The organism is Rhizobium sp. T1470, from assembly GCF_042140505.1.
Taxonomy (GTDB): domain Bacteria; phylum Pseudomonadota; class Alphaproteobacteria; order Rhizobiales; family Rhizobiaceae; genus Rhizobium; species Rhizobium favelukesii.
The window spans coordinates 787,111-804,782 of the sequence record NZ_CP148091.1; the positions used below are offsets into that span (position 1 = coordinate 787,111).

Consider the following 17,672-nt stretch of genomic DNA (forward strand, 5'->3'; position numbering starts at 1 on the left):
TTCGACACTGCCAATAAAAAAATTGGTCGCAATGATCGGCGCTGCTGCTTTTGGGCTGAGCAGCCTTCTGATCTCCGGCATTCGCCCGCCCCCAACCGAAGAGATTCTATGCCCGCATGGGGCAGGAGAGGGCTGTGGCCAGGAAGACACCCTGGCATGTCATACTTAATAGACGGCTAATATTCATATCCGTAGGTTCGACGTTTAACGTTGGAGGAGAAAATGATTCTACGGTTGGACGGTCAAGGCTGGTCACTCGGCAGCGTCGAAGCGGGACATTGCTCGGCGGCAACCAAGGCTGCAGTCAAATGTGCGCTGGAGGTGGCATCGGAGTTCGATAGCACGCAGATCATTGTTTCAATGCTTGGCGACTTCGTCGTGCTTGAAGGGTTCGTCCGATGTCGCGGCGATGACGAACTTGCGGTGGATGTTGCCGCCTCAATCGTCGGGTCGGAACATGTTCACAATCGGCTGATATGCCGCGGCTTCCCGAAGCGGCCGAGCTAGAGGGCGGTCGAGACTGCGTTCCTTGCTTTCGGCCTCGAGGCCGATTGCCGTCGGGGCCGTTGTCGGCGCGAAGCGGCCAGGGAGCCTCATCCACAGCCACGATCGAGGTTGGCCGAAGCGGCTCGTGCGCATGAGAGTGTCCCGCTGCGCGAGCCGCGGGAGCACTCGATGTCGGTCGCTGTTACTTGGTGAGCTTCGCCAGCGCGGCAACGAGCCCCTGCGTCGAGGAATCGTGGCCGGAAGGGCTTTCCTTACCTTCCACGACGGGCAGCAGGCCGGTCGCCAGTTCCTTGCCGAGCTCGACGCCCCATTGGTCGAAAGAGTTGATGCGGAAGAGCACGCCTTCAACAAAGACGCGGTGTTCGTAGAGAGCGATCAGGCGGCCAAGCGCATAGGGCGTCAGCTTATCGTAAACAAAGGTGATCGACGGACGGTTGCCTGTGAAGACGCGGTGCGGCGCGATGAAGTCCGCCTTCTTGTCGTCCATGCCCTTATCGGTCAGCTGCTTCTTCGCTTCCTCGAAGGTGCGGCCTTTCATAAGCGCCTCGGACTGGGCGAGCACATTTGCCATCAGAAGCTGGTGCTGGTGGCGCAGATTTGGCTCGAAAGCGTTTGCCGCGATCATGAACTCGGCCGGGATGACGCTGGTGCCCTGGTGGATCAGCTGGTAGAAGGCGTGCTGGCCGTTGGTGCCTGGCTCGCCCCAGACGACCGGGCCGGAATTGCCCTCGACCGGCGTACCGTCGACCGTCACGCCCTTGCCGTTCGATTCCATGTCAAGCTGCTGCAGGTAGGCCGGGAAGCGCGACAGGCGCTGGTCGTAGGGCAGGATCGCGCGGGTCGAATAGCCGAGCACGGTGCGATGATAGAAGCCGATCAGACCGAGCAGCATGGGCAGGTTCTTGGCAATCGGCGCCTGACGGAAGTGATTGTCGACAGCATGCGCGCCGTCGAGGAACTTGCCGAAATTTTCCGGCCCGACAGCGATCATCAGCGGCAGGCCGATCGCCGACCAGATCGAGTAGCGGCCGCCGACCCAATCCCAGAAGCCGAAGACGCGTTCGCTCCCGATGCCGAAGGCGGCGACCTTGTCGAGTGCCGTCGAAACGGCAGCGAAATGATGCTGGACGGCCGCCTCGCCGAGCGCGTCGGCAATGAACTTGCGCGCCGTCTGCGCGTTGGTCATCGTTTCCACGGTCGTGAATGTCTTGGAGGCGACGATGAAAAGCGTCGTTTCAGGCTGAACGAGCTTCAGCGTGTCGGCGATATGGGCGCCGTCGATGTTGGAAACGAAGTGCGCGCGGGGGCCATCATGGAAAGGCGCCAACGCCAGCGTCGCCATGACGGGGCCGAGGTCGGAACCGCCGATGCCAATGTTGATGACGTCGGTGATCGCCTTGCCGGTCGCCCCCTTCAGGCTGCCCGAACGGATTCCGTCGGCAAACTTGCCCATGGCGGCAAGCACGGCATTGACGTCAGGCATGACATCCTTGCCATCGACGATAACGGGCGTATTGGAGCGGTTGCGCAGCGCGGTGTGCAGGACGGCGCGGCTTTCCGTGAAGTTGATCGCCTTGCCGGAGAACATCTCGTCACGCTTGGCTTCGACGCCGCCCGTTTCGGCGAGCTTGACCAGCAGGGCCAGGATATCGTCGTTCACGGACGTCTTGGAATAGTCCATCAACAGGTCGTCGAGTGACACGCTGAAGCGCGAGAAACGCTGCGGGTCGGCGACGAAGGCGGCGCGCAGATCCGTTGCCTTGGAGGCGGTCGCCGTGCTCTTCAATTGTTCGACGATGGCATTCATGGGAGGCTCCTTTTCAGGGCGAGAGGGTCGCGGAAACTATTCGCTTTGTAGGGCGCAAATCAAGTTCGGCGACGTGTCGAAGCGCAAAAAAGCCACCCGCGGCGGCGGATGGCCCGTAATTTCACGCAACCGTCAAAATCAGCCGCGCAGATCCTTGCGCAGGATCTTTCCGACCGGCGTCTTCGGCAGTTCGGTGCGGAATTCCACGAAGCGCGGCCGCTTGTAGTTGGTGAGGTTTGCTGCGCAATGGGCCTTCACGTCCGCCTCCGTCAATGCCGGATCCTTGCGCACCACGAAGAGCTTGACCGCCTCGCCGGAATGGCCGTCGGCAATGCCGACGGCTGCCGCTTCGAGAATGCCTGGATGCATTGCCGCCACTTCCTCGATCTCGTTCGGATAGACGTTGAAGCCCGACACGAGGATCATGTCCTTCTTGCGGTCGACGATCTTGGTGTAGCCGCGCGCATCCATGAAGCCCATGTCGCCGGTGCGGAAATAGCCGTCCGGCGTCATCACCCGCGCCGTCTCCTCCGGCTTGTTCCAGTAGCGGGCCATCACCTGCGGACCGCGGATGCAGATCTCTCCTATGTCGCCAAGCGGCAGCGAGTTGCCGTCCTCGTCGCGAATATCAAGTTCGGTGGACGGGATCGGCAGCCCGATCGAGCCGGTGAACTCCGCCGAATCGAAGCGGTTTGCCGTTGCCACCGGCGATGTCTCAGAGAGACCATAGCCTTCGGTAATATGCGAGCCGGTGATCTTCAGCCAGCGCTCCGCAACCGGCCGCTGTACCGCCATACCGCCGCCAAGCGACATCACCATGGAGGAGAAGTCGACCTTGGCGAAATCGGCATTGTTCATCAACGCGTTGAAGAGCGTGTTGAGGCCGGGGAATATGTGGACCTTGACCTTCCCGAACTCCTTGACCAGCGCCGGAATATCGCGTGGGTTGGCGACGAGGATGTTGTGGGCGCCGAGCGACATGCCCATCAGCGAATTCACTGTCAGCGCGAAGATATGGTAGAGCGGCAACGCGCAGAGGAAATTCAGCACCTCGGGGCGCGGCTTCCCGTCAAAGGCCGATTGCAGCCAGAGTTCAAGCTGCAGCTTGTTGGACAGCAGATTCTTGTGCGTGAGCACCGCGCCCTTGGCGATGCCCGTCGTGCCACCAGTGTATTGCAGGAAGGCGATATCGTCACCCTTGAGGCCTGCGGGCTTCAGGGCCTTACTCGCGCCTTCGCCCAGCACCTGCTTGAAGGTCTTATGCTGCGGGATGGACCAGGAGGGAACGAGCTTCTTCACCTTGCGCACGAGCAGATTGACGATCAGACCCTTGGCGCCCAGCATTTCGCCGAGTGAGGTGACGACGACATGGCGCACGTCGGTCTTGACCAACACCCGCTCCACCGTGCGCGCGAAATTCTCCAGCACGAAGATCGCCTTGGCGCCGGAGTCCCGCAACTGATGTTCGAGTTCGCGCGGCGTGTAGAGCGGATTGACGTTCACCGCGACAAAGCCGGCGCGCAGGATGCCGTAGACGGCGACCGGGTTCTGCAGCACGTTCGGCATCATGACGGCGACACGGTCGCCCTTCTCGAGGCCGAGGGCCTGAAGCCATGCCGCGATCTTGCGCGTCTGGTGTTCAAGCTCGCCGTAGGTCAGCGTCCTGCCCATGCTGGAGAAGGCGGTGCGATTGGCATAGCGCGCGCAGGATTTCTCAAGCAGTTCCGCCAATGATTGGTATTCCAGCGGGGGAAGCTGCGCCGGCACGCTGTCAGGATAGGTGGCAAGCCAGGGTTTTTCGGGCTTCGCACCGCCTGGATGGACGGAAATGCTGTTCATCTTGTCTCTCTCCCTCTCGCTGCCGGCCGGTCCCACCGGCAAGCCGATTGGACGATCCTCCATCTTCCAACACGGCAGCTTATGTCATCGCCTGAATGGTTCAAGCTGAGATTAGAGTTACACTAACCTTGACGTAAACGTCAATATTGCCGTGTCGACGATGAGGTTCATTGAATCGGGAACCTTGAGTTCAGGGCGGCGTTGTCAAACCGTGGACCAACCACGAGGAAACAAGAAGGAGGTGCACGATGCTGCACCAGGACGCCGACAACACGCGCCGTGACCCGAATGTGAAGGATACGCCGACGTTGATTGCCAGCGACCGCGTGGAAGGCACCCGCGTATATGGCGCCGATGGCAAGCATATCGGCTCGATTGAACGATTAATCCTCGGCAAGCAGGATGGCCGCGTTGCCCACGCCGTGCTCGAGTTCGGCGGCTTCATGGGCATCGGCCACGATCACTATCCGCTGCCGTGGGAAAAGCTGTCCTACGATACCCAGCTTGACGGCTACCGCATCGACCTGACCAAGGAGCAGATCGAAGGCGCGCCGAGCTATGCGGATGATGACGACACCTGGTACAACGATAGTGGCCGCCGAGTTTATGACTATTATGGCGTGCCACCCTACTGGATGTAACGTCGTCCGCATACGCGCGGTCCATTGATCGCGGGTACATGCGCTGCGCCACAAGAACTCTTTGGGCGCGGGGCGTGGTAAAACGACTTGGATGGGCCCCGTCGCAGACGGGGCCTTTTCAGTTTGCGTTGACGAGATCGTTGGCCGACCGCAGTACAATGCCGATGGTGATATCGCCCGCCGACAGCGGGTTTGCAGTCTGCAGCTGGAACACGTGGCTTTCGCCAGGCAGCAGCGTCACCAGCATGGAATCGACGACAGCAGTCGGGTCGAGACGATCCGCCATCAGGCAGAGATCCTTCAGGAACGTTTCGGCTGTTACCTTCACCGCATAACCACCCACGCTGGGGCTCGTCTCGACCGACAGTTTCGGCTGCGGAAGCTTGAGGTCGACATCCTCCACGAAATAGTGGAACGCACGCCGGTCGAGCATCTGCACGACGATGACCTCGCTGTCAGCATTGCCCGGCGTTGCGATATCAGCCGGTAGCGGAAATTCCTTTGCCTCGAAGCGGTCGCAGAGCAGCCGCCAGAACTCGAATTCGGCAAGCACCGTTCCGTCCAGCCGCAGGCGATTGCCTGATATCTTCGCCCGCCAGAACAGCGTCCGCTCGTTGACGGCTACGGCCGCCAGTCCGCCGGCGTGTGGCTGGATCGTGAGGAGCCGCGGGTCGAAAGCCTGCTGCATGGCGTACCAGAGCGGCTTGCGGCGTCCGGCCGAATCGAGTGCCGCCCAGGAGGTCACCGGCCAGCAATCATTGAACTGCCAGACGACGGCGCCCTTGCAGACGGCGCGGTGCGAGCGCATGTGCTCGATCGCGAAACGGATGGCGCGCGCCTGGTTGAGTTGCGTGGCGAAGTGCCAGTCATCCATGGTCTGTGGGACCGGAAGATGCCCGGCAAGGCCGCGGATCAGCTTGTCGTTGCCCTGGGTCGCCTTCTGATGGTGGAAGACGCCATTCGAGGTCGGCGTGAGCGGCGCGTCATGCACACTTTCCTCGATCGTCGCCCAGTTTGGCGGCGCCTGCCAGCCGAACTCCGAGCAGAAGCGCGGTATGTAGTTGCGATAGACCTCGTAGCCGACATCGTTCCACACGTCCCAGATGTGCTTGCACCCATGCTCGTCGGCATTGGGATCGATCTCCATCGTGCCGGAATAGGGGCTACCGGGATAGTACGGCCGATCGGGGTCGAGCCCTGCGCAAAGCTTCGGCAGAATGTCGAGATAATAGCCGAGCCCCCAGCTCTCGCCCTCCTTGATGATCGGTCGCCAGCCCCACTCGTCGAAGCCCCAGATATTCTCGTTGTTGCCGTTCCAGACGATCAGCGACGGGTGTGGCATCAGGCGCACGACGTTGTCGCGCACCTCCGCCTCGACCTCGCTGCGCAGCGGCTCTTCCTCGGGGTAGGAGGCGCAGGCGAAAAGGAAATCCTGCCAGACGAGCATGCCGGCGCGGTCGCAGGCCTCGTAGAACTCGTCGCGTTCGAAGATGCCGCCGCCCCAGACGCGCAGCAGATTGACGTTGGCCTTCTTGGCTTCCTCGATCCGGGATGCATAGCGCTCCGCCGTGACGCGAGAGGGAAAGCAGTCGTCCGGAATCCAATTGGCGCCGCAGAGGAAGAGCGGAACATCGTTGATAACGAAAGTGAAGGCGGAGCCGTGCTCGTCGGGTGCGGTATCGAGCCTGACGGAGCGGAAGCCGATCTCCTTGACGTAGGCATCGAGTAAGTCATCGCTTACGCTATCACGCAATTCGATCCGCAGCGCATAGAGCGGTTGCGCACCAAGATGATGCGGCCACCAGATCTGCGGTGCAGGAACGGTCAGCTGGAACTCGACTTCGTCCGATCCCTCCACGAGCTCCGCAACATGGCTGATGCCGGCAATGCTTGCGACGAGCCTTGCACCCACGCCGTCTTGCCGCTCGATGCGCGCGCGAACCGTCACACGCCCGTCGCCGCCAGCCAGCGTTGTCGAAACCCGCGTCTCCGCGAGCCTCGCTTGGTCCCAGCTTTCCAGCCGCACAGGCTTCCAGACACCCGCCGTCACCAGCGTCGGCCCCCAGTCCCAGCCGAAGTTGCAGGCCATCTTGCGCATCAGATTGCCGGGGCCGGGATAGTTGTTCGGCCGGTAGCCGTAATGCGCTTCCATCTCTGCGCCATAGGCATAGGCGGAGCGGAAGGTCACAACGAGCTCGTTCGAGCCTCGTTTCAGCCGCTCCGAGACATCGAAGCGATAGGTGCGGTGCATATTGGAGGTGCGGCCGAGTTCCTCGCCGTTCAGCGCGATCGTCGCGACCGTATCAAGACCGTCGAACACCAGCTCGCGGACTTTTCCGGCGTCCGGCGATGCATCGAAGACGCAGCGGTAACTCCAGTCTTGCTTCCCGACCCAGTCGTTGGTGATCTCGTTGACGTCGAGATAAGGATCCGGGATCAGCCGGTTGGCCAGAAGGTCGAGATGCACGCAGCCCGGCACTTTGGCCGGAATTTCGGTTGGCAGGTCGTGTCGGCCTGCAACGTTGCAGATAAGAGTCCAGCCCCGGTTCAGTTCGATCTTTTCGATCATGGGGAACTCTTAGAGGTAGCGGCCGTGGCGCTGCAGGACTTCGATCTTGTAGCCGTCAGGATCGGTGATGAAGAAGAACAGCGCCAAGAGCTTGCCGTCGCGATTGAGCTCGACGATCTTGCCGGGGTTCAATCCCGCTTCCGTCAGATGCTTGTGCTCGACTTCGACTTCCTGGACGGAGAGAGCAAGATGCCCATAGCCGTTGCCAAGATCGTAGGGCTCGGTGCGCCCCTTGTTGACCGTCAGCTCCAGCTCGAAGCCGGTCTCGTCATTGCTCATGTAGATCAGCGTGAAGGTGTCGAAGTCGATGCGATCGGCGACTTTGAGGCCGAAGACCTTGCCGTAGAACTCGACGGAGCGCGCCTCGTCGAGAACGCGGATCATGGAGTGAATCATCTTGGCCAAGGCTGCCTCCCATTGCCGATATCAAGGCAGTCTTGGTAGCCGCCGCCTCATGCCGGGCGCAAGCCAATTCTTTGCGTGATCGCTTTTTCGATAAGCCCCAGCGCATCATAGATCAGCACCGCCATCAGGCCGACGATCAGACCGCCTTGCAGGATGAAGGCGGTGTTGTCGGAGATCAGTCCGGCAATGATGACTTCGCCAAGCCCCTTGGCCGCCACCGTCGAGCCGATCGTCGCGGTGCCGATGTTGATGACCGTCGCAACCTTTAAGCCCTCCAGAATCAGCGGCAGGGCGAGCGGCAGTTCCACCCGAAAGAGCCGCTGCGTGCCATTCATTCCCATGCCGTCGGCGGCATCCAGCACGGAGGGAGAGACTTGCTTCAGGCCGGAGACAGTATTCTCGAAGATCGGCAGCAGGCCATAGAGAAAGAGGGCGATCAATGTCGGTCCGGCACCGAATCCGGTCGCCGGCACGGCCAAGGCGAGCACCGCGACTGGCGGGAAGGTCTGGCCGGCATTGGCGATCGCCCGCGACAACGGCAGGAAGTCTTCGCCGCTCTTGCGGGTAACGAAAATGCCGCCGAGGATCGCGAGGACCGCGCTGCCCGCGATCGAGATCGCCACAAGGAAGAGATGCGAAGCGGCAAGCTGAGGAAGGCTGTTTTGCGTGTAGACGGCCGGCGCATTGTTGCTCGTCAACGGCACCAGCAGAAAGGACAGCCACTCTGTCCTGAACAGCAGGATCAGGAGCAATAGCAGAGCGCCAACACGGAATAGGTTCGCAAAGACGAGCTTCATGCCTTGCGGCCCAGCTCGAGCAGCCGTGTCATCGAGATCGAGCCGACCGGCGCCTTGTCGGCGTCCTGGACGGCGGCTTCGCCGACCCCTTGCCAGATCATCTCGGCCAGAGCATCGCGCAGGCTGAGCGATTGCGGCAATGCGTAAGCCAGACCCGACTTTGCCGGCTCCATGCTTTCCTTCAGCGGCAGCAGCGACATCAGTTTCAGCGCCCGGTCGGAGGTGCCGGTCAGTTGCTGCACGAAGGGGTCGGCCGGTTCGGTCAGGATTTTCTCCGGTGTCGAGCATTGCAGCAGCTTGCCGGCGCTCATGACGGCGATCTGGTTGCCGAGGTGGAAGGCCTCGTCCATATCGTGCGTGACAAGGACCACCGTCGTGCCGAATTGTTTCTGGATCGCGAGGAGATCGTCTTGCGCCTTGCCGCGGATGACAGGATCGAGCGCGCCGAACGGCTCGTCCATCAGCAGCAGTTCCGGCTCCGCCGCCAGCGCTCGCGCAACGCCGACGCGCTGCTGCTGGCCGCCGGAAAGCTGGTGCGGATACTTTTCGGCAAAGGTCGCCGGATCGAGGTTGAAGAGGCCAAGCAGTTCTTCGACGCGGCTGTTGATCTTTGTCGTGTCCCAGCCGAGAAGCTGCGGCACCGTGGCGATATTCTGTGCGACTGTCCGATGCGGAAAGAGACCGTGGCCCTGGATGGCGTAGCCGATCTTGCGGCGAAGTTCCGTCACCGGCACGTCCATGATGTTCTGGCCGCCAACAAAAATCTCACCCGCTGTGATCGGCACGAGACGGTTGATCATCCGCATCAGCGTCGATTTACCCGAGCCCGAGGTGCCGACAATGACGGTGATCGAGCCTTTCTCGACATCCATCGAGACATTGTCGACGACGGTTGCCGCGCCGTAGCGCTTGGTAACGTTCCTGATCTCGATCATGCTCATGCGGCGGATCCCCGTATGCTGTCGATGACCGCATCGAGGATGACGGCCGAAGAGAAGGCGAAGAAAACGGTCGGCACGGCGCCGAGCAGAACGAGGTCCATGGCCGTCTGACCAAGCCCCTGGAAGATGAAGATACCGAACCCGCCGCCACCGATCAGCGCCGCCACCGTTACCAGGCCGATCGCCTGCACAAGGACGATGCGGATGCCCGTGAGAATGACGGGAAAGGCAAGCGGCAGGTCGATGCCGGTGAGGACCTGTCGGCGCGTTAATCCCATCCCCGCGGCGGCATCGCGGACTGAGGGATCAACACCCTGAAGACCGACGACCGTGTTGGCAACGATCGGCAGCAGCGAATAGAGGATGAGCGCGATCAGCGCCGGCGCAGCGCCGATGCCGCGAATGCCAATGGAGGCTGCAGCAGGAACGTGCGTCGCGAGATAGCCGAGCGGCAGCATCAGGATACCGAAAAGCGCAAGGCTCGGGATCGTCTGGATCAGGCTCAGTGCCTGCAAGACGGCAGCGCGCAGTTTTGGTACCCAGAAACAGATGATGCCGAGCGGCAGGGCGATGACGACGGCGATCGCCAGCGAGCCGAGTGCCAGAAGCAGATGGGTCACCGCCTCGGTCCAGAATTGCGCGGACCGGGTCGCGAATTCCTTCATGATCGAGAGATTGTCGAGCAGACCCGAGGTGAGGAAGATGCCGAGCAGGCCGGTGTAGGCGGCAAGGGCTGCGATCCGCATCCACGGGGTAAGCCTGATCTTTACGAGCGCGTCCGAGATGATGAGGCCGATGACCGCGAACAGCACCCAGAATCCGCCGCCAGGCGTCATGCGTGCGGCATTGCTGTTCGGCGGTGTGAATGCTGCAGCCGCAAGCCCGATCGTCGCAAGCAGCGCCGCAAAGCAGAGGGTCGCAATCACCAGCCGCAGCAGCGCATTTTGCAGAAATAGAACGGACAGAGCGGTGACGATGAGGAGGATTGTCAGGATGACGGCGGACGGCTGGTCCAGAAGCTGCATCAGCAGCATGGGCTTTCCGGCGGCGATGCGGTTTGCCTTCACATAGATGAAAGGCAGGAGCGCAGTTGCGACGACACCGGCCGTCACAAGCACCACGCCGAGCCGGTCCAGCTTGCGGACCGCTAAGGTTTCTTCCATCGATCCATCCCTGTCCGGTCAGAAAGGCTGCTCCGCCCGCGGGCAGGGCGGAGCTTCGGGCGACGAGATTACTTCAGGAAGCCTTTTTCCTTCAGGTAGCCCTCAGCAACGGACTTCGCCGGTTCGCCATCCACCTGGATCTTGCCGTTCAGCTTGCGCAGTTCATCGGCGCTCAGGCTCTTGAAGATTGGTGCAAGGACTTCCTCGATCTTCGGGTTTGCCTTCAGCACTTCCTCGCGAATGATCGCGGTCGGCGCATAGACCTGCTGCACGTTCTTGTCGTCTTCGAGAACCGTCAGCTCGGCGGCCTGAATTGCGCCGTCCGTGCCATAGACCATGGCGGTGTTGGCACCGTTCGTCTGGTCGGCTGCCGCCTTGATGGTAGCGGCCGTGTCACCGCCCGACAGAACGATTTCCTGATCCGGCTTCAGCGCGAAGCCATAGGTCGTCTGGAACGCCGGAAGCGCGCCGGCCGAGTTGACGAACTCGGCGGAAGCCACAAGCTTGGCAGCGCCGCCACCGGCGACCCACTTGCCGAAATCGGACATGGTCTTCAGGTTGTTCGGACCGGCGACGTCGTTGCGTACGGCGAGCGCCCAGGTGTTGTTGGCCGGAGATGGAGTCAGCCAGACGATCTTGTTGGCGTCGTAGTCGAGCTTCTTCGCAAGCTCGTAGCCCTGCTCGAGGTTCTTCCAGGCTGCGTCATCAGCCTTGTTGAAGAAGAAACCGGCATTGCCGGTATATTCCGGATAGATGTCGATCTCGCCGGCGGTGATCGCCTTGCGAAGAACCGGCGTCGTGCCGAGCGCAACGCGGTCCTGCGTCTTGATGCCGCTTGCATTGAGCGCCAGCACGATCACGTTGCCGAGCAGCGTGCCCTCAGTATCGATCTTCGATGAAACGACGACGTCTGCAGCGTGGGCCGCGCCTGCCGCAAAAGCGGAGAGCGAAACGGCAAGAGCGAATTTCTTCAGCATGGATTGTCCCCTTGATTTACACCGTTTGACTGCATGGAAAGCCCCGGCGGAAGGCTCCCACGTATAAAATACCGGCGAAAGCAGCCCCGCTGCGATCATGCCGGAAATACGTGCGTGATGGAAATAGCGTTCGCGTTCAAAAAATCGATGCAAGCCTCTCCAGTTTTGCGGTCGCGGCGTGATTATGGCGGTGAATGCAAACGCTTGCGCGAAAATGCATTTCCTTTTCCATCGCCGCCGCGATTTGTTTTTGTTCCCTTGGGCGTTTCCGCAGATGTCCGGTGCTCTTTTGTGGTTCTACTGTCACGCCCGGTTTTGTTCTTGGCAAGAACGATAGCCTTCTGATTTCGCGACAGGGATATCTTTTTTGGCGAACACATCATATCGTTCGATTTTTCATATCGTTACGGAGAAAGCGGTTGCAGCTCGGCACGTTGTTTGTTGCTAGTCACGTGCTCTCGTCCGGCTCGGTCAGAGAAACGGCACGAAACCTTTCACTTTCGGCATCGACCGTCTCGACAGCAGTCCGCAACCTTGAGACCGAATTGGCGCTCAAACTGACCGAGCGCAGTTCCGGCGAGCTTGCGACGTTGCTTGCCAGCGACGACGTGCGTGAAAAGCTCCGGCCGATTGTGCAGTCGGCCGAGGCGCTGGCGGGATGGATGGGAACTGACAGGCCATCGCGCCTGCCCTTCAAGATCGCCACCATGGAGCGTTTTCTCGAGGTCGCCGATCAGGGCAGCATCAACCGTGCGGCGCGGCGGCTGAAGCTTGGTCAGCCGCAGCTTTCGCTTCAGATCGCGACTTTGGAGAAGGCGCTGGGTCATCGCCTGTTCGAGCGGCAGGCTCAAGGCTCTGCGCTGACCGAGCAGGGCAACCAGGTCTATGCCATCTTCCAGGCAATCGCTCAGGGATGGAATGAACTGAAGGCATCCGCCGACGAGCGCTATCAGCGCACGGCGCGGGCGCTGCGCATCGGTTCGATCATTCCAACGGGATCGGAAAGTTGGGTTGCGCGATGCCTTGGCGCGCTCGTCGCCGAATGGAATGCCGGCCGCAATAAGAACGCGATCTCGCTGGTGTTGATGACCGCGGATGATTTGCGCGAAGCCCTCAAAGCTGGCCGTATCGATGTTGCAATTCTCGATTCCGTCTTCGGCCTTGAGCGTTTCCAGCACCGCGAACTGCTGCAGACGAATATGGTTCTTATCGCGCCGCCGCAGAGCCGCGAGCGGACGGTGGCCGAACTTGTCGAAAGGCACGCGATCTGCACGCCGAGTTCGCGCACCGGTCTCGGACACGCCACGATGTCGCTGAGCCATGAGCGCACCAACAATCGCCGATACCGAAACCAGGATATCACGGCCGCCGACTCGCTACCGGTCATCGTCGACCTTGTCGCCAACCACGGCTACATCTCGTTTCTCGGCCGCGTCAGCGCCATGCCTATTGCGGGCAAGGTTCGGATCGTCGAGCTCGACGAGTATATTCCGATGTCCTATCACATCGCCTTCAACCATCGGAAAGCCTCAGCGGATGCAAGCGCCATGATCCTCGACGCCGTCGCCAAAATAATTGCCGAGCCCGTCGCGCAAGAGACTGCCTTCGCTTAAAGAGACAGTGGCGGAGAAGGAGATTCGAGCGTGGCCGTTTTGCTGGAAGTATGCGTGGACAGCCCACAGGGCCTTGCGGCTGCAATCTTGGGCGGCGCCGGTCGCATCGAACTCTGCTCGGCTCTGGAGCTTGGTGGACTGACGCCGCTTGCAGGGCTCATGAAGGCTGCTTCCGCAGCACCTATTCCCGTCTATGCGATGATCCGGCCGCATCCCGGGCCCTTCGTATTCGATGCGGCTGACGAGGAGGCGATGACGGCCGATATCGATGCCGTGCGCGCCTTTGGCCTCGCCGGAGTTGTCATCGGCGCCAATCGCGTGGACGGCACATTGGATATGCCTCTGATCAGCCGGCTAAAGGCTCGCGCCGAGGGACTTGGATCGACCTTCCACCGGGCCTTCGACCTCGTCCCGGATGCCGATGCGGCGCTGGAACAGGCGATCGAGCTTGGCTGCGAGCGCATCCTGACATCAGGTTGCGTGCCGAAGGCAATCGACGGCCTCGAGACGTTGAGCCGTCTTTCCAGCAAGGCGGCTGGCCGTATCTCGATCATGCCCGGCAGTGGCTTAAGACCGGGCAACGTCGCCGATATACTGCGAGCCACAGGGGCGAGCGAGGTTCACGCCTCTTGCAGCTCACGGGTCGACAGCATCGATCCACGGGCCGTTGCCTTCGGCTTCGAAGCAGCGACGACGAGCCGGACGGATGCTGACGTCGTCCGTCAGATGCGGGCGGCGATCGAGGCCATTTAGGCGCTGACCTTGATAACAGCTTTGATCAGACCACTTTTTTCGTGCGCCCAGCGTGCCAAGTCGCGCGGTGCATCCGCCAGGGTCGTTCGGTGAGTGATCAACTGTTCGACGGGCACGAGGCCCTTGGCCATCGAATCCGCGACATGTTCGAAATCGACGCGGGTCGCATTGCGGCTGCCGACCACCATCATTTCGCGCTTATGAAACTCCGGGTCGGAAAACCGGATGTCGTCTTTCACGACGCTGACCAGAACCAGCGCGCCGCCATGGGCGACGAAGCCGAAGGCCTTCTCCATCGAGGGGCCATAGCCGGTGGCATCGAAGACGACGTCGAAACCATCGCCGCCGGTTTTGGCCTTGACTGCCTCGGAAGTATTTTCGTCGGCAACGATGCCTGAAGAAAAGCCAAACCGATCGGCAGCCATCTGCAACCGCTCCCGGCTGGTGTCGAGCAGTGTCACGTCATGCCCGGCAATCCGCGAGAAGATCGCGGCCCCGGTCCCGATCGGACCTGCACCGATGACGAGTGAGCGTGATCCGGTCGGCGCCATCGAACGGCGAACGGCATGGGCGCCGATTGCCAGGAACTCGGTCGTCGCTGCGGCCTCCAGGCTCACGCCCTTTGCTGCATAGAGATTGCCAGCCGGCACCGTGATCTCATCACAAAAAGCTCCGTCGGTGTGCACGCCGAGTACCTTGATGTCTGTGCAGCAATTCGGCTTGCCCTGGCGGCAGGCGACGCAGTTGCCGCACGAAAGATAGGGGTTGACGATGACAGGCGTGCCAACTGCCATGGCGACGCCGTCACCGGCTTCCAGAACCGTCGCCGAGATCTCGTGCCCCATCACGCGCGGATATTCGAGGAACGGATGCTTGCCCTCGAAGATGTGGTAGTCAGTGCCACAGATGCCGACATGGCTGACCGCAAGGCGGACCCAGCCGGCTGACGGCGTGCCGGGGGAAAGGCGCTCCACGAGTTCGAGGACGCCGGGTTCTTGGCAGAGCACTGCTTTCATGATGGTCTCGCATTCCTGAAGTTGAAGAAGCCAGCCTCTGGGCCGGCTTCGTGTCCCCACGCCGGGCTTACGGGTTGCGGCGGCGGCGCAGCTGATCGAAGTAGACGATCACGATGATCAGCAGACCGGTGATGATGCGCTGCCAGAACGAGTTGACGTTGAGCAGGTTCGCACCGTTGTTGATGGTCGCCAGAATAAAGGCGCCGATGAGCGGCCCGTGAACCGAACCGACAGCGCCGAACAGGCTGGTGCCGCCGATCACCGAGGAGGCGATCGCCTGCAGCTCCCATCCGTCCGCCTGCGTCGCATTACCGATCGCGATGCGCGAGGCAAGCAGAACGCCGACGAACGCAGCGAACGTCGCCGAGAGAATGTAGGCGAGATAGATGATGCCGTTCACCCGGACGCCCGACAGGCGGGCGGCTTCGCGGTTCGAGCCGACGGCAAAGAGATAGCGCCCCCAACGGCTCAGATGCAGGAAGACGTAGGAGGGGACTGCGACCAGAATGACCATCCAGAACAGGCTAGGCACGCCGAGAAAATCGGCGCGAGCAAAGTTGGTGAAGGGCTCGTTGACGATATTGATCGTGGAACCGTTGGTGATCAAAAGCCCGATGCCGCGCAGCGACGTGAGTGTCGCCAGCGTGATGATAAAGGGCGGCAGTCCCATCTTGACGATGCCGAAGCCATGGAACGCGCCGATGGCGACGCCGATCATCAGTGTTATCAGGATGGACGCCCAGACCGGCACGCCCGCCTGCAGCAGCCAGGCGAGGATGACGCTGGTGAAGCCGACGATCGCGCCGACCGAAAGGTCGATGCCTGCGGTGATGATCACGAAGGTCTGGCCGAGCGCCAGGATCGCCGTCATTGCGCCTTGGCGCAACAGGTTGGAGATGTTCAGCGGCGTCCAGAAGCTGGCGGTCACGAAGCCGAGTAGAATCCAGAGGAAGGCCAGCAGACCGATAAGGGTCAGGCCGAAGAGGATGTTCACTTTCCGGCGCGGCGGCGGCGCAGCGATTTCGGTCGGGGCTACGGTCATTGGTTCTCTCTCCCTCTTGTTCTTTTAGACGCCGATCGCTTCGCTGAGCACTTCTTCGTGCGTTGCCGCGTGGAAGTCGTGACTGGCGACAAGCTGGCCCCGACGGAAAACGTGCAACCTGTCGGCAAGTTCGTAAACCTCCGGCAGATAGGACGAGATCAGGATGATCCCGGCCCCCTGCTTCAGAAGCTTGGCAAACAGCCGGTAGATTTCCGCCTTCGTGCCAACGTCGACGCCCACGGTCGGTTCATCGAAGATAAAGAGGCGTGCGCCGTAGCTCAGCCACTTGCCGATAACGACCTTCTGCTGATTGCCGCCCGACATCGCGGAAACGAGGACGCGCCGGCTTGGCGTCTTGATCGAAAGGTCTCGGATCTGCTGGTCGGCGTTCTGCGATTCCTCCCTGTGGCTGATAACCGGGCCCTTACTCATCCGCTTGAAGACGGGGAGATTGATGTTCAGCCCGATCGGCAGGTTGAGGCAAAGACCCTGGTCGCGGCGGCTCTCCGGCGCCAGCGCAATCCCGAGCTCCATCGCCGTGCGCTCGTTTTTGATATCGACCTTCCTGCCCATCCAGTGGATCTCACCGGCCGTTGTCTTTTCCCGGCCGAAAAGGCCCAGCGCGAATTCGCTTCGTCCCGCACCGATCAGGCCGTAGAGGCCGACGATCTGCCCGGCCTTTACCGAGAGCGACACGTTCTCGAAGCCAGGCCCGGAAAGGCCCTGCACGTCGAGGATCGTTTCTCCGATCGGGATCTCTTCCTTGTGATAGATCTGCTCGATCGAGCGGTTGATCATGAGGGCGATCAGCTCGGCCTCGTTCGTCTCGCCGATGGCGCGCGTGCCGACATGCGTGCCGTCGCGCAGCACTGAGACACGATCCGCGAGCTCGAACACTTCCTCCATGCGGTGGCTGATGTAGACGATCGTCACGCCTTCGCCCTGAAGGCGACGGATCAGCTTGAAAAGTTGCGCCGATTCCTGACGCGTGAGGTAAGCGGTCGGTTCGTCGAAGATCAGAAACTGGGTGCCGCGCATCGCCGCACGCGCCGTCGCGACGAGCTGCTGCTGGCCGATCGTCAGATCGGCGAGCGGGATGCCGGCCGGTAGCCCGAAGCCGAGATCGTCGAGCACGGCTTGCGCCATCTTCTCCATCTCTCGCTTGCGCATCAGGCCATATTGATTGACCTCGTCGCCAAGGAAGAGGTTGGCCGCGACCGTCAGATGCGGGCAGAGCACCACTTCCTGGTGGACGGCGTTGATGCCGCGCACGATCGCCTCATTTGGCGTCGCCAGGGCGACGGGATGACCGCACCATAAAATCTCGCCTGCCGTTCTGGTGATAACGCCGGTCAGCAGCTTGATCAGCGTCGACTTGCCAGCGCCGTTCTCACCGACGATCGCATGAATCTCGCCGGCCAGGAACGTCACCGTCGCCGGTTTCAGCGCCTGCACGTAGCCGTAATTCTTCTGCAATCCCTTGAGTTCGAGGATCGGGGCGCCCGCGGGAATGCGGTTTGCCTCCGTCAGTGTGGCGCTGTCATCGTGGCGATGACTGACCTCTTCCAGGCTCATTGGCGCGTCTCCTCCTCGCGAATTGCC

The 17,672-nt window shown here is 61.4% G+C and carries 15 protein-coding genes; 4 read left to right on the plus strand and 11 right to left on the minus strand.

All coding sequences use genetic code 11. The features are described from left to right. Positions 1 to 222 precede the first annotated feature (222 nt). Positions 223 to 507, plus strand: coding sequence for a BON domain-containing protein (locus WGT02_RS03960; RefSeq protein ID WP_024316717.1), 285 nt, complete (start codon positions 223 to 225; stop codon positions 505 to 507). Between the two features lie 181 nt (positions 508 to 688). Here WGT02_RS03960 and pgi read toward each other — a convergent pair whose 3' ends face one another. Together pgi and WGT02_RS03970 are read right to left on the minus strand one after the other, a co-directional pair. Beyond that, positions 689 to 2,314, minus strand: coding sequence for a glucose-6-phosphate isomerase (gene pgi, locus WGT02_RS03965; RefSeq protein ID WP_208248979.1), 1,626 nt, complete (start codon positions 2,312 to 2,314; stop codon positions 689 to 691). 138 nt (positions 2,315 to 2,452) lie between these two features. Continuing rightward, a complete protein-coding gene (locus WGT02_RS03970) occupies positions 2,453 to 4,153 on the minus strand; it encodes a long-chain fatty acid--CoA ligase (protein ID WP_208248977.1) in 1,701 nt (566 codons plus the stop codon). A 248-nt stretch (positions 4,154 to 4,401) separates the two neighbouring features. On the opposite strand from WGT02_RS03970, the gene WGT02_RS03975 reads away from it, so the two are divergent. Then, positions 4,402 to 4,794, plus strand: a complete 393-nt coding sequence (locus tag WGT02_RS03975) for a PRC-barrel domain-containing protein (protein ID WP_208248975.1) — start codon at positions 4,402 to 4,404, stop codon at positions 4,792 to 4,794. Positions 4,795 to 4,912: 118 nt separating this feature from the next. Here the strand turns inward: WGT02_RS03975 and WGT02_RS03980 are convergent, their stop codons facing one another. The 6 genes from WGT02_RS03980 to WGT02_RS04005 form a co-directional block, all read right to left on the minus strand. Then, positions 4,913 to 7,363, minus strand: a complete 2,451-nt coding sequence (locus tag WGT02_RS03980) for a glycoside hydrolase family 2 protein (RefSeq protein WP_208248973.1) — start codon at positions 7,361 to 7,363, stop codon at positions 4,913 to 4,915. Positions 7,364 to 7,372: 9 nt separating this feature from the next. Further along, positions 7,373 to 7,768 carry a VOC family protein gene (locus WGT02_RS03985; RefSeq protein WP_024316712.1) on the minus strand — a complete coding sequence of 132 codons (396 nt, stop codon included), beginning with the start codon at positions 7,766 to 7,768 and terminating at the stop codon, positions 7,373 to 7,375. 47 nt (positions 7,769 to 7,815) lie between these two features. Then, complete coding sequence (locus WGT02_RS03990) at positions 7,816 to 8,565, minus strand: ABC transporter permease (RefSeq protein WP_208248971.1); 750 nt, start codon at positions 8,563 to 8,565, stop codon at positions 7,816 to 7,818. Beyond that, complete coding sequence (locus tag WGT02_RS03995) at positions 8,562 to 9,506, minus strand: ABC transporter ATP-binding protein (RefSeq protein WP_024316710.1); 945 nt, start codon at positions 9,504 to 9,506, stop codon at positions 8,562 to 8,564. The genes WGT02_RS03990 and WGT02_RS03995 overlap by 4 nt, the downstream gene beginning before the upstream one ends. Beyond that, positions 9,503 to 10,669 carry an ABC transporter permease gene (locus tag WGT02_RS04000; RefSeq protein WP_024316709.1) on the minus strand — a complete coding sequence of 389 codons (1,167 nt, stop codon included), beginning with the start codon at positions 10,667 to 10,669 and terminating at the stop codon, positions 9,503 to 9,505. The genes WGT02_RS03995 and WGT02_RS04000 overlap by 4 nt, the downstream gene beginning before the upstream one ends. 68 nt (positions 10,670 to 10,737) lie before the next feature. After that, complete coding sequence (locus WGT02_RS04005) at positions 10,738 to 11,646, minus strand: ABC transporter substrate-binding protein (RefSeq protein WP_024316708.1); 909 nt, start codon at positions 11,644 to 11,646, stop codon at positions 10,738 to 10,740. Positions 11,647 to 12,065: 419 nt separating this feature from the next. Between WGT02_RS04005 and WGT02_RS04010 the strand changes: the two genes are divergently transcribed. Next, a complete protein-coding gene (locus WGT02_RS04010; RefSeq protein ID WP_024316707.1) occupies positions 12,066 to 13,259 on the plus strand; it encodes a LysR family transcriptional regulator in 1,194 nt (397 codons plus the stop codon). Between the two features lie 30 nt (positions 13,260 to 13,289). Further along, on the plus strand, positions 13,290 to 14,012 hold the full coding sequence (locus WGT02_RS04015; RefSeq protein ID WP_024316706.1) for a copper homeostasis protein CutC: 723 nt from the start codon (positions 13,290 to 13,292) through the stop codon (positions 14,010 to 14,012). Here the strand turns inward: WGT02_RS04015 and WGT02_RS04020 are convergent. The 3 genes from WGT02_RS04020 to WGT02_RS04030 form a co-directional block, all read right to left on the minus strand. Beyond that, positions 14,009 to 15,028, minus strand: coding sequence for a zinc-binding alcohol dehydrogenase family protein (locus WGT02_RS04020; protein ID WP_208248969.1), 1,020 nt, complete (start codon positions 15,026 to 15,028; stop codon positions 14,009 to 14,011). The genes WGT02_RS04015 and WGT02_RS04020 overlap by 4 nt on opposite strands. Positions 15,029 to 15,095: 67 nt before the next feature. After that, a complete protein-coding gene (locus WGT02_RS04025) occupies positions 15,096 to 16,070 on the minus strand; it encodes an ABC transporter permease (RefSeq protein ID WP_208248968.1) in 975 nt (324 codons plus the stop codon). A gap of 24 nt (positions 16,071 to 16,094) precedes the next feature. Further along, positions 16,095 to 17,645, minus strand: coding sequence for a sugar ABC transporter ATP-binding protein (locus WGT02_RS04030; RefSeq protein ID WP_024316703.1), 1,551 nt, complete (start codon positions 17,643 to 17,645; stop codon positions 16,095 to 16,097). Positions 17,646 to 17,672 lie beyond the last annotated feature (27 nt).

Excerpts from the sequence above, each read along its gene's own strand:
- WGT02_RS03960 (WP_024316717.1), top strand. The coding sequence starts at position 223 with ATGATTCTACGGTTGGACGGTCAAGGCTGGTCACTCGGCAGCGTCGAA.
- pgi (WP_208248979.1), bottom strand. The coding sequence starts at position 2,314 with ATGAATGCCATCGTCGAACAATTGAAGAGCACGGCGACCGCCTCCAAG.
- WGT02_RS03970 (WP_208248977.1), bottom strand. The coding sequence starts at position 4,153 with ATGAACAGCATTTCCGTCCATCCAGGCGGTGCGAAGCCCGAAAAACCC.
- WGT02_RS03975 (WP_208248975.1), top strand. The coding sequence starts at position 4,402 with ATGCTGCACCAGGACGCCGACAACACGCGCCGTGACCCGAATGTGAAG.
- WGT02_RS03980 (WP_208248973.1), bottom strand. The coding sequence starts at position 7,363 with ATGATCGAAAAGATCGAACTGAACCGGGGCTGGACTCTTATCTGCAAC.
- WGT02_RS03990 (WP_208248971.1), bottom strand. The coding sequence starts at position 8,565 with ATGAAGCTCGTCTTTGCGAACCTATTCCGTGTTGGCGCTCTGCTATTG.
- WGT02_RS03995 (WP_024316710.1), bottom strand. The coding sequence starts at position 9,506 with ATGAGCATGATCGAGATCAGGAACGTTACCAAGCGCTACGGCGCGGCA.
- WGT02_RS04000 (WP_024316709.1), bottom strand. The coding sequence starts at position 10,669 with ATGGAAGAAACCTTAGCGGTCCGCAAGCTGGACCGGCTCGGCGTGGTG.
- WGT02_RS04005 (WP_024316708.1), bottom strand. The coding sequence starts at position 11,646 with ATGCTGAAGAAATTCGCTCTTGCCGTTTCGCTCTCCGCTTTTGCGGCA.
- WGT02_RS04020 (WP_208248969.1), bottom strand. The coding sequence starts at position 15,028 with ATGAAAGCAGTGCTCTGCCAAGAACCCGGCGTCCTCGAACTCGTGGAG.
- WGT02_RS04025 (WP_208248968.1), bottom strand. The coding sequence starts at position 16,070 with ATGACCGTAGCCCCGACCGAAATCGCTGCGCCGCCGCCGCGCCGGAAA.
- WGT02_RS04030 (WP_024316703.1), bottom strand. The coding sequence starts at position 17,645 with ATGAGCCTGGAAGAGGTCAGTCATCGCCACGATGACAGCGCCACACTG.